This is a genomic window from Sphingobium sp. GW456-12-10-14-TSB1 (assembly GCF_059424385.1).
In genome coordinates, this window is the sequence record NZ_JBWKZI010000002.1 from 474,865 (window position 1) to 487,175 (window position 12,311).

10 protein-coding genes are annotated in these 12,311 nt (G+C 60.6%); all 10 read left to right on the top strand.

The genetic code is table 11. The features are described 5' to 3' along the window. The first annotated feature begins 32 nt into the window (after positions 1–32). Entirely contained in the window at positions 33–1,451 is a 1,419-nt protein-coding gene (locus AC07X9_RS19420; RefSeq protein WP_017181852.1) for an aldehyde dehydrogenase family protein, read from the top strand. Between the two features lie 167 nt (positions 1,452–1,618). Further along, positions 1,619–2,362 (top strand): DUF4198 domain-containing protein, encoded by a 744-nt coding sequence (locus AC07X9_RS19425; RefSeq protein WP_017181853.1) that lies wholly within the window; start codon positions 1,619–1,621, stop codon positions 2,360–2,362. A gap of 24 nt (positions 2,363–2,386) precedes the next feature. Further along, the gene (locus AC07X9_RS19430; protein ID WP_017181854.1) at positions 2,387–2,767 is read left to right on the top strand and encodes a hypothetical protein; all 381 of its coding nucleotides are present in this window, start codon (positions 2,387–2,389) and stop codon (positions 2,765–2,767) included. Positions 2,768–2,896: 129 nt separating this feature from the next. Then, on the top strand, positions 2,897–4,111 hold the full coding sequence (locus tag AC07X9_RS19435; protein ID WP_017181855.1) for an acetyltransferase domain-containing protein: 1,215 nt from the start codon (positions 2,897–2,899) through the stop codon (positions 4,109–4,111). A gap of 310 nt (positions 4,112–4,421) precedes the next feature. After that, positions 4,422–6,563, top strand: a complete 2,142-nt coding sequence (locus tag AC07X9_RS19440) for a TonB-dependent siderophore receptor (protein ID WP_017181856.1) — start codon at positions 4,422–4,424, stop codon at positions 6,561–6,563. Positions 6,564–6,663: 100 nt separating this feature from the next. Then, a complete protein-coding gene (locus tag AC07X9_RS19445; RefSeq protein WP_017181857.1) occupies positions 6,664–7,707 on the top strand; it encodes a PepSY-associated TM helix domain-containing protein in 1,044 nt (347 codons plus the stop codon). Further along, positions 7,704–8,633 carry a 2-hydroxyacid dehydrogenase gene (locus tag AC07X9_RS19450; RefSeq protein ID WP_017181858.1) on the top strand — a complete coding sequence of 310 codons (930 nt, stop codon included), beginning with the start codon at positions 7,704–7,706 and terminating at the stop codon, positions 8,631–8,633. Before AC07X9_RS19445 ends, AC07X9_RS19450 begins: the two co-directional genes overlap by 4 nt. Before the next feature lie 21 nt (positions 8,634–8,654). After that, positions 8,655–9,461, top strand: coding sequence for a haloacid dehalogenase type II (locus AC07X9_RS19455; RefSeq protein WP_217884273.1), 807 nt, complete (start codon positions 8,655–8,657; stop codon positions 9,459–9,461). 7 nt (positions 9,462–9,468) lie between these two features. Next, the gene (locus tag AC07X9_RS19460; protein WP_017181860.1) at positions 9,469–10,752 is read left to right on the top strand and encodes an NAD(P)/FAD-dependent oxidoreductase; all 1,284 of its coding nucleotides are present in this window, start codon (positions 9,469–9,471) and stop codon (positions 10,750–10,752) included. Then, the gene (locus AC07X9_RS19465) at positions 10,749–12,293 is read left to right on the top strand and encodes an ABC transporter substrate-binding protein (protein WP_017181861.1); all 1,545 of its coding nucleotides are present in this window, start codon (positions 10,749–10,751) and stop codon (positions 12,291–12,293) included. The genes AC07X9_RS19460 and AC07X9_RS19465 overlap by 4 nt, the downstream gene beginning before the upstream one ends. Positions 12,294–12,311: the final 18 nt, after the last annotated feature.

Sequence of the window (12,311 nt, forward strand, 5' to 3'; positions counted from 1 at the left end):
GAAATCAGGACTTGCATTCAAGGAGAGCGACAATGGATCATGAATACCGCCTGTTGATCGATGGTGAACTTGTGCCGGGCGTCAGCGCCTTCGACGTGGTGAACCCGGCGACCGGCGCGGCCTTTGCTTCCGCGCCCAAGGCCGACGAGGCGATGCTGGAGCGCGCCGTCGCCGCCGCGAAACGCGCCCAGCCTGCATGGTCGGCGCTGCCGGTCGATGAACGGGCCGCGCTGGTCAACAAGCTGGCCGACACACTGGAAGCGCGAATCGGTGAGTTTGCAAGCCTGCTGACCGCTGAACAGGGCAAGCCACTCGATCAGGCTGGCTATGAGATCATGGGCAGCGTGTTCACGCTGCGCGGATTTGCCGCGATGCGGATCGAACCCAAGGTGCTGAAGGACGAAGGTGGCAACCGCGTTGTCGAACATCGCACGCCGCTGGGCGTCGTTGCGTCGATCACGCCATGGAATTTCCCGGTAATTCTGCTGATGAACAAGCTGGGGCCAGCATTGATGACCGGCAACACGATGATCGCCAAGCCTGCGCCGACGACGCCGCTCACCACACTGCTGTTCGGCGAACTGGCGCAGGCCATCCTGCCGCCCGGCGTGTTCAACATCGTGTGCGACCAGAATGAGCTGGGCGCGCTGATCACCGGGCATCCCGACATTGCCAAGGTCGCTTTCACCGGATCGACCGCGACCGGCAAGAAGGTGATGGCGTCCTCGGCCAGCACGGTGAAGCGGGTTACGCTGGAACTGGGCGGCAATGATGCCGCGATCGTGATGGACGATGTCGACGCCAAGCAGGCGGCGAAGAAAGTCTATCAGGGCGCGATGACCAATGCTGGCCAGATCTGCGTCGCCATCAAGCGCGCCTATGTCCCCACCCCGATGTATGACGAATTTTGCGATGAGTTGGCCCGGCTTGCCAATGAAGCGATCGTCGATGACGGGGCCAAGCAGGGCACGACGATCGGTCCGGTGCAGAACAAGATGCAGTTCGACAAGGTCAATGCCTTGATCGAGGATGCGCGTTCGCGTGGCACGGTGATGACCGGCGGCGCGCCGCTCGACCGGGCAGGCTATTTCATTCCCCCCACGATCGTTCGCGATCTGGACGATGATGCGCCCCTGGTGCGCGAAGAACAGTTCGGTCCGGTGCTGCCGGTGCTGAAATATGACGATATTGAGGATGTGATCGCCCGCGCCAATGACAGCGAATATGGGCTGGGCGGCACGGTGTGGGGCAAGGATCTGGCCCGCGCCACGGATGTCGCGATGAAGATCGACACAGGCACCGTCTGGGTGAACCAGCATCTGGCGATCGATGCCAATATTCCGTTCCGGGGCGTGAAACAGTCCGGGCTGGGCGCGGAACTGGGCGAGGCGGGGCTGCTGGAATATACCCAGGCGCATATCGTCAATTCAGTGGAATTTGCCGACGCCTGATCATTATCCCGACGGGTCGTAAAAAGGGCCGGAGAAGCACATCGCTCCTCCGGCCCTAACTTTTTGACATTTTTACGTCGCATCAATGACGTTTTCAAAATTTTCGTTCGTGCCGTCAGCATAGCCTCGATCCAGGAATTGGCCCCCTTTGTCGAGGAACCTGCCCGATGCGTTTTTCCCATATGGTTACAGCCGCTGTTGCGGCATCTACCCTGATCATCGCCACGGCACCCGCTGGCGCGCATGCCATCTGGTTCGCGCAGCGCGCCAAGCAGACCGCGTTGATCTACGGCGTTGGCGCAGACGATCTGGACATGGTCAAGCGCCTGCCGCTGGTCAAGTCAGTGACCGGCTATGACTCCGACGGTGCGCCAGTCAATACGTCGCTGCGCGCGGCTGGGGCTATTCCGGTGGTCGACAGCGACGAACCGATCGCCGTCGTCGCGGCAGTTATGGACTATGGCTATTGGAGCAAGACGCCGGATGGCGAATGGCACAATAAGGGCCGCGACGAAGTGCCCAATGCGACATTGGCCGAACATAATTTCAAATATGCCGTCTATCTGACGCAGATGCCGACCAAGCAGATCCCGCTGTATGAAGGCCACACGTTGCAGGTCGTGCCGGTGGGCACCGCCATTCCGCAGAAGATGGGCGAACCGATGAAGGTGCGGGTCTATTATAAGGGCCAGCCGATTGCCGGTGCGACCGTAATGCAGGATTATGTCAACGATCCTGACGAGGTTAATCCCGCCAAGACCGCTGCCGACGGGACTGCGACGATCAAGGTCCGCAACCAGGGCAATAATGTGCTGATGGCGATCTATGTCGCAAAATCCGATGACAAGAAGGCGGACCATATAGAGCATAGCGCTTCGCTGAGTTTCGTCCTGCCGCACGTGCCGGAATAACATCATTCTGTTCGGAGATTTGCCGTGAATATCCAGTATATCCGCAGCGGCATCGCCGCACTCGCCCTGATTGCTGCACCTGCGATGCTGCAAGCCCATGGCAGCATGAAACCGCAGCATGGCGGCATGGTCCAGATGACCGGCGAAACCGTGTTCGAACTGGTCGCGGGGCCGAAGGGCGTGGACGTCTATCTGAGCGAAGAGGATGAACCGCTGGCAGCAGTGGGCTATACCGCAAAGCTTATCCAAACTGTCGCAGGGGCAAAGACCGAGGCCGTCTTGACGCCGGCGGGTGGCAACAGACTCTCCGCACCGGGCTTCAAAGCCGCCAAAGACGCGAAGCTTGTCGTCGCTCTGATCGACAAAAGCGGCGCCAAGACTTTCGCCACCTTCCAGGCGAAGTAAGGAGCCGGAAAATGCGTAGCGCGATCCGCCGCCAGTCTTGCTACTCAGACGTGCGGCGGATCGCAACATGACAGCTTCCACCCTGCGTCCGCCAGAGGGCGAGTAACCCAGGGAAAAGAAGGACAGACGATGAGCAGCATTGCAGGCCACGCGCCCCTCACCCAATTTACTACAAGCGCGCCACCACCGGTCGCAGCCGCCAAAGCGCGCACGCGATTGATAGCGATCGACGCGCTCCGCGGCCTCGTCATGCTGTTCATGCTGGTCGATCATGTGCGCGAGACTTTTTTCCTCTACATGCAGGTGACCGATCCGGTCGATGCCAACACGACCGATCCCGGCCTGTTCTTCACCCGGCTGCTATCCACCTTCTGCGCGCCGACCTTCGTTGCGCTGACCGGCCTGTCAGCCTGGCTCTATGGCCAGTCGCACAGCAAGGGGCAGGTTTCGGAATTTCTGCTCAAGCGGGGGCTTTTCCTGATCTTTCTGGAAGTGACTGTGGTCGGCTATGCCTGGCCGACCCAGGCTCCCGCTTTCCCCCCGACGGCGATCTGGTTGCAGGTGATCTGGGCGATCGGCATTTCGATGGTCGCGCTGGCCGCCCTGCTGCATTTGCCGCGGGCCGCGCAATTTGGGGTGGGACTGGCGATCGTGGGACTGCATAATCTGCTCGATCCCATTCGGCTGACCGCAGACCAGCCAGGCTATGTCGCCTGGGCGATTTTGCATCAGCGGTCGCTCATAGAATTTGGCGGGGCGGCGATCAAGACCACCTATCCGGTGCTGCCATGGATCGGCGTCATCCTGCTGGGCTATGCCTGTGGACCCTGGTTTGCCAAGGGCAGCGATCCGCAGCGGCGTATGCGCCGCCTGCTGATGACCGGCCTTGGGCTGATCCTGGGCTTTGTTGCGATCCGCTATCTCAACATTTACGGCGACAAGCCCTGGTTTGTCGGGGAAACGCCCTTGCGTACGGTGATGAGTTTCCTGGCACTGACCAAATATCCGCCGTCCCTACTGTTCCTGATGCCGACCGTGGGCACCGGTTGCCTGTTGCTCGCCCTGTTCGAGAAATATGAGGACAGCGCGGTCATGCCGCATCTGGCGTTGCTGGGCGGGGCGCCGATGTTCTTCTATATTCTGCATCTCTATGTGCTGAAGCTGATCTACAATGTGGCGCTCGCCCTATACGGACCGACCAAAGGAACGGTGTTCGGGGTCGACAATCTTTCCACGGTGTGGATTTGGGTCGCTCTATTGATCCTGCCGCTTTACTTTCCCACCCGCTGGTTCGCGCAGCTCAAGCAGCGGCGCAAGGACATATGGTGGCTGAAATATCTGTAAAGGCGACAACTCGTCGCCTCCCCCTTGGAGGCGGCTATTTCCGGGGCATTTTTACCTCTTTACTGCAAGGATCGGGCGCAGCATTTTCATGCCGTAACAACCGCCGATTCACAATTTTGCGCCGTCCGATGTGCCAAGTTTGACGGATTATTTCTGGAACTCATCCTAGCCTCGAACTCAAGAAGAGGTGGAATAAACACCCAATGGCCGGCGTCCGATGACAGGAGCAACAGTTCGCGTCGGAAATGAAAACCCGTCGGCCCCGTTCGCAGGACGTTCAGAACAGCGATTTTTTAAAGGGGATTTCATCATGCGACCATTCTCCACCCTCCGGCTGGCACTGATCGCCAGCACCGCCACTATCGCGTTGCCGTCTGCCGCGATTGCGCAGGCACCGGCCGCCGAGTCCAGCGACATCGTCGTCACCGGTCTGAAGCGCCAATATTTCGGTGACACGCCGGTCAAGGAAATCCCGCAGGCTGTTCAATTTCTGGAAGGCGAGTTGCTGGATGATTTGAACATCACCCGGCTGGACACCGCGCTGGAACTGGCGAGCGGTGTGTCGAAGCAGAATAATTTTGGTGGTCTGTGGGACAGTTTTGCGATCCGCGGCTTTGCGGGGGATGAGAATTTTCCGAGTGGCTTTCTGGTCAATGGCTTTAATGGTGGCCGCGGTTATGGTGGCCCGCGCGACGCATCGAATGTCGAGCGCATCGAAGTGCTCAAAGGCCCCAATTCCGCGCTGTTCGGGCGCGGTGAGCCGGGCGGCACGATCAACATCGTCAGCAAAAAGCCGACCTTCAAGGAGGGCGGCAGCTTTTCCGTCGCCGGTGGCAAATGGAATACCTACCGCGTCGAGGGCGACTATAACCTGCCCATCACCGACATGGTCGCGGTCCGCCTGACTGGTGCGGTGGAAGATGCGGAAAGCTTCCGTGACACGGTGAAAACGCGCAAATATGTGCTGAACCCGTCCTTCCTGGCGAAGCTGTCGGACAAGACGATCTTCACCTACGAACTGGAATATGTGAACCAGGAAGTGCCGTTTGAGCGTGGCGTGGTGGCGATCCCGACCGTAACGGCCAATGGCATCACCTATGATCTGGGCGCAATTCCCAATACCCGTTTCCTGGGTAACCCAAATGATGGCCCGACCAAGGTCGAAGTGCTGGGCCACCAGGCGCAGTTGCAGCATGACTTGAGCGACGATTGGGTTGTCATGCTGGGTGCTGGTTACAAGGACACGTCGTTTAAGGGCTTTTCGAGCGATCCTGAACTGGTCCTTGGTCGGCAGCGGATCGACAATGACGGCCGTACCCTTACCCGCCAGCGTCGCTACCGCGATTATAGCACGACCCATATGGTTTTCCGCGGCGAAATCAGCGGCAAGGCGCAGACCGGATCGATCGTTCACAATATCCGCGTCGGGGCGGACTGGGACAAGTTCGAGATCGACACGTTCCAGACCCGATATCGCCCCGTGGCGGCGGACCAGTCCTATTCGATCGACATCTTCAATCCCGATTATGCCATCCCGGCACCCGTTCCCAACGTCGTGATCCAGAACGCCGACGAAGTGCAGAAGGCCTGGGGCGTTTATGCGCAGGACCAGATCGAGATCACCGAACAGTTCAAGGTGCGCTTTGGTGGCCGCTACGACCATTTCAGCCAGAATATCGACCTGCGCCTGAACAATACCAACCCCAAGAAAAGCTACAGCAAGTTCAGCCCGATGGCAGGCCTGGTGTTCGAACCGACCAGCAGCGTGTCGCTCTATGCCAGCTATGGCAAAGGCTTCCGTCCCAACAGCGGCGTTGGTTTCGACGGGCAGCCATTTGAGCCTGAAATCAGCACATCCTATGAAGTCGGTGCAAAGTTCATTACCCCAGATGGTCGCCTGACCAGCACGATTTCGCTCTACAAAATGAAGAAGAGCAATGTGCTGTCGACCGACCCGGCCAACCCCGGCTTCTCCAAGCCGGTCGGTTCCGCCGACAGCAAGGGCGTGGAGTTTGACGTCAATGCCAAGCTGCCAGCCGGGTTTGAACTATTCCTGACCTATGCCTATACCGATGCGGGCTGGGCCACCAACGTGTTCGACCCCAATTTCGGCCTGCCGATCCTGAAGGGCGATCCGCTGATCAACATTCCCAAGCATCAGGGCAATATCCTGCTGTTCAAGAATTTTTCGATCGGCGATCATCAAGCCATGCTGGGCGGTGGCGTAAACCATGTCGGCAAGCGTCTGGGCGAGACGGCAACGACCTTCTTCCTGCCCAGCTATACGATCGCCAAGCTGATGGGATCGGTCACGATCAACGACCAGTTCAAGCTGTCGGCCAATGTCGATAATCTGTTCGACAAGAAATATTATGCCAGCTCTTACGCAGCCCTGTGGATACAGCCAGGCATGCCCCGTTCCTTTACGATACGAGGTACGTTCAACTTCTAGAACAGGTGCCGGGGAGGCTTTCGCGCCTCCCTCTTCGGGCCGTCAACGACACCTCCTCCTCCTGTCGTTGGCGGCCCTTTTCGTTTTTGAGGGCTACCCCATGAACCGCGCGCTGATGTTGCGCCTGCATCGGACAATCGGCCTGGCCGTGGCGGCATTGCTGCTGGTGCAGGCGTTGAGCGGCGCGATGTTGGTCTATCGCGGGCCGCTGGCGCGGCTGATCGATCCGGTGGCGATGACCAGCGGAAAAGCCGGACCTGCAGTTTCGGTGGGCGAGGTGATCATGACAGCGAACCGGACGACGGCAGGCTATGCGGTAACGCGGCTGTTTGCGCCCGATGCCGATGGGGCCACCTATTTCGCGCAAATGGGCAATCGTGACGGCGCGGTGCGCTATGCGTCGGTCGATCCCGCGGGCGGCGCGGTGCTGCGGTCGGGCAATGTCCTGGCCTTTCCGGTCGAAGCGGCGTTACAAATCCATTATCGGTTGATGGCCGGCACGGTCGGCATAGCCGTCATCGGCCTGAACGGCCTCGCCCTTTTGGCCATGGTCGCGAGCGGGCTGGCCTATTGGTGGCCCAAGCGCGGCAAGATGGGCAAGGCGCTGGCGATACGCTGGACATTGTCGCCCAAGCTGGTTCTGCGCCAATGTCATCGCACGGCAGCTGTCTTGCTGAGCGCGTTTCTGCTGTTCATGGCGACGACGGGATTGCTGCTGGTGGTGCCCGAATTGCTGAGCAAGGGTGCCGCCAATGCGCCGTCCGCCGCATCGGCCGCCACGATCGACCGCAGCCTGATGCTGGCGCAATCGGCCTTCCCCGATGCCACGCTGCGCGACCTGCGGATCGATGGCGATCGGCTGATCGTCAATTTCAATGCCCCTGAACATAATGCGCGCGCGATCCACAGGGTCATCGTAACGCTGGCGCAGCCCCGCATCGTTAGCGCCATGCGTGCGCAGAACAATCCCGCCTCGTGGATGACCGTGCTGCCATTGCATGCGGGCGATGCCTTTGGTCCGATCGGCCAGCCCCTATTGCTGATCACCGCACTGGCGCTGGCTGCGCTGTGTGTTTCCGGATTAGTCATGTGGTGGCAGGCCAGGCGCGCCCGCCGCCCTGCCCCCGCCAGAAAGTCTGTATGATGACCCTGCTTTATACCTCCGATCCTGAACGCGGCCGCACCTGGCGCGATGTTTTCGCGGCTGAGGCTGCGGATATCGGCTTTGTCGATCCGACCGACCCGCATGACCCCGCCACGATCCGCTACCTCGCCGCGTGGAACCCGTCAGTCGAACTGATCGCCACACTGCCCGCACTGGAGATATTGTTTTCCATCGGCGCCGGTATCGACCAGTTCGACATGAGTCGCCTGCCGCCCCATGTCCGCGTCGTGCGAATGATCGAGCCGGGCATCGCGCAGGGCATGGTCGAATATGCGACGATGGCGGTGCTGGCGCTGCATCGCAACCTGATCGACCATGGTATCGCCCAGCGCGAGGGTCGTTGGGCACCGATCAAACTGACGCCCGCCAGCCAGCGACGGATCGGCGTGATGGGCCTTGGCATTCTGGGTCAGGCGGTGCTTGGCGCGTTGCGACCGTTCGGCTTTCCACTGTCAGGGTGGAGCCGGTCGGCCCATGCCGTGGAAGGGGTCGATTGCTTTGCCGGCGCGGCGGCGTTGCCCGCCTTCCTTTCGGGATGCGACATATTGATCTGCCTGCTCCCGCTCACCACCGAGACTCGCGGCATTTTGTGCCGCGAAACGCTGTCGCAACTGCCGCGCGGGGCGGGCCTGATCAATGTCGGGCGGGGTGGGCATCTGGTGGAGCAGGATCTGCTGTCGCTGCTGGACGAAGGTCATCTTTCAGGGGCGGTGCTGGATGTATTCGACCCCGAACCGTTGCCTCAGGGCCATGCATTGTGGGCGCATCCCCGCATCATCATGACCCCCCATGTCGCCAGCATGACGCGGGCGGACAGCGCTGCGCGCGCGTTGATCGCCAATATCCGCCGCCACGTGTCGGGGGCGACCATGGAGGGGGAGGTCGCACGCGACAAGGGCTATTGAGAGCGCAGCAATCTATGCCGAATGGGCCGCGATAAAAGCCCGATATATGCGTTCGCGCCCTTAGAAATGGGCTTCATGTTCCGGCGCGCCCATGTCGTAATGTGCCTGTCACATGGCCGCCAGGCCGCGCTTCAAGAACCTGCAAAGGATGATCAGCCGATGCCCAATTTCCGGCCCAAATATATCAGCTTCGACTGCTATGGCACGCTCACCCGTTTTCGCATGACCGAAATGGCGACCGCCTTCATGGCCGATCGCATCGATGCGGAAAAGCTGCCCGCCTTTTGCAAGGACTGGAGCGCCTATCGGTTCGATCAGGTGATGGGCGATTGGCAGCCCTATCAGGAGGTCATCCGCAACTCGTTGCGCCGGACGTGCAAGAAATGGGGCGTGGCCTATAATGAGGCTGATGCCGATGCTGTGTACAACACGGTGCCGACATGGGGTCCGCATGACGACGTCGTTGGCGGTCTGTCCGAGATCGGCGACAAGATTCCGCTCGTCATCCTCTCCAACGCGATGAACGACCAGATCCATCATAATGTGGGGATGCTGGGCGCGCCTTTCCATGCGGTCTATACCGCGCAGATGGCGCAGGCCTACAAGCCGCGGATGCAGGCGTTCGAATATATGTTCGACCAGCTGGGCGCAAATCCGGAAGATATGATGCACGTATCATCCAGCTTCCGCTACGATCAGAATACGGCGACCGACCTGCATTTTGGCTGCCGCGTGTTCGTGGGGCGTGGGCATGAGCCGTCCAACCCCTTCTACCGCGACGTAGAAATTCCCCATATCGGCTGCCTGCCGGCGGTTGTGGGCCTCTGATCGTTCGATGAACGCCTCCCCCCTCTCCTACTGGCTTGCCAGCGCGCCGCCCTTCATGGGCGGTGCGAAGGGCGGGGTCGAAGGGTCGGCTGACATCGCCATCATCGGTGGTGGCTTCACCGGCCTGTCGGCGGCCCTAGCGCTGGCGAAGCGCGGCGCAAGCATCGTTCTGCTGGAGGCGGGGAAGGTCGTGGGCGAGGCATCCGGGCGCAATGGCGGCCAGTGCAACAACGGCACCGCGCATGACTATGGCGCATTGTCGGCAAGGTTCGGCAAGCCGGTCGCCAAAGCCTGGTACAGGGCGCATTGCGACGCGGTCGATACGGTCGAGCGGCTGGCTCGCGAGGAAGGGATTGCCTGCAATTTTACCCGCTGCGGCCGGGTAAAGCTGGCGGCCAAGCCCAAACATTATGACAAGCTGGCGCGGGCGCATGACCTGCTGGCCGCGGAAGTCGATGAGCATGTGCGGCTGGTGCCCCCGGCGCGGATCGGTGACGAGGTTGGGTCCGACGCCTTTCATGGTGCGCTGATCCAGACCACAAGCGCGCAAATCCACCCTGCCCGTTTCGGGGTGGGTCTTGCTGAAGCAGCAACGAGGGCCGGCGCACATATTTTCGAAGGGGCCGAGGTCACAGGGCTTGACCGGACACAGACCGGTTGGCGGGTTGTCTCTTCACGCGGGTCCGTCGATGCAAAGCAGGTGCTGGTCGCCACGGGCGGTGCGCCTGCCGCTGCACCGTTCGGCTTCTTCCGTCGCCGGATCGTGTCGGTCGGCAGCTTCGTAATCGCGACCGAGCCGCTGGACGACGCGCTGATCGAAACGTTGCTGCCAGGACGCCGCAATTATGTGACCAGCAAGAATATCGGCAATTATTTCCGTCTGGCGCCCGACAATCGCCTGATCTTCGGCGGGCGGGCGCGCTTTGCCATCAGCGATGCCCGATCGGATTTGAAAAGCGGACGTATTCTGGAAGAGACGCTGGGGCAGATATTCCCAGCGCTCAAGGGCGTGGGCGTCGACCATGTGTGGGGCGGGATGGTGGACCTGACCGCCGACCGCCTGCCCCGCGCGGGCGAGACGGGCGGCCTTTATTATTCGATGGGCTACAGCGGCCATGGCGTGCAGATGGCGACCCATATGGGGCAGCAGATGGCGCGCGTGATGAGCGGCGAGCCCGACGCCAACCCTTGGGCCGAACTGGACTGGCCGAGCGTGCCGGGGCATTTTGGCAAGCCATGGTTCCTGCCGCTGGTTGGGCTATGGTATAAATGGCAGGATGTGATCCATTGACCGATATCTTGTCCCCCTATTCCCGCCGCGGCCTGATCGGCGCTGGCCTTGGCGTTGGCGCTGGACTGTTGCTGCCCGATAGCGCGATGTCCGCCAGCCGCCCCCGTCGGGGTGGACGCATCCGCGCCGCCGGGATGACGGCATCGACCGCCGATACGCTTGATCCCGCCAAAGGTGCGAATTCAAGCGATTATATCCGTCACTACATGTTCTACAGCCTGCTGACCCAGCTGGACCGCAACCTGATCCCCCAGTTGGAACTGGCCGAACGGATCGAGAGCAGCGACCAGATCAACTGGCATATCAGGCTGCGCAAGGGCATCACATTTCATGATGGCGCAACGCTGACGGCGCAGGATGTCGTCTGGACCCTGATGCGACACAAAAATCCGGCGACCGGATCGAAAATGGCGCAAATTGCCGAGCAGTTTGCCCAGATTCGGGCCACGAGCAAACAGGATGTGTTCATTCGCCTGACCGGCCCCAATGCCGATCTGCCCGCCATTCTTGCACAAACGCATTTCGGGATATTGCGCGAAGGGACGAGCGATTTCCGTACCGCCAACGGCACCGGCCCGTTTTTGTGCGCACAATTTCGCCCCGGCGTCCGTACGCTGGCGCGGCGCAATCCCAATTTCTGGAAGCCGGGCAAACCCTATCTGGATGAAATCGAGCTCATCAGCATTCCCGACGAGACCAGTCGGGTCAACGCATTGCTGTCGGGCGACGTCCACATCATCCTGGCGGTCAACCCGCGATCGAGCAAGCGCATCCATGCCTCGCCCCGCCACAATCTGATGGTGACACCATCGGGGCTGCACACCAACCTGATCATGCGACAGGATCGGCTGCCGACCGGAAACCCGCATTTCGTTGCAGCGATCAAATATCTGTTCGACCGCCCCCTCATAAAACGAGCGCTTTTCCGCGGCTATGCAACGATCGCCAACGATCACCCGATCCCGCCTTTCCACCCCTATTATCGCGCCGATCTGCCGCAGCGGGCGCTCGACCTGGACAAGGCGCGCTGGCACCTACAACGGGCAGGATTGAAGGGAACGCGGCTGCCGATCTATGCGTCACCCGCGGCGGAAGGATCGGTCGATATGGCATCGGTCCTGCAGGAATATGGATCGCGCATCGGCCTAAATCTGGCCGTCAATCGCGTGCCCGCCGACGGCTATTGGTCGACCCACTGGATGAAACATCCAATGGGCTTTGGCAACACCAACCCGCGTCCGACCGCCGATCTGATGTTCAGCCTGTTCTACAAGTCGGATGCGGCGTGGAATGAGAGCGGCTGGAAAAATCCGCGCTTCGACCGCCTGCTGGTGGAAGCACGCGGCGAAGCCAACCAGGCAAAGCGCAAACAGCTTTATGGCGAGATGCAAGAGCTGGTCCGCGACTATTGCGGGGTTTCCATTCCGGTTTTCATCAACCTGATCGATGCCCATGACCGGCGGTTAAAGGGCATGTATCCAATCGCCATTGGGGGCATGATGGGTTACCAATTTGCCGAACATGTCTGGTGGGAAGGCTGATGGCGGGCGCATCCTCCC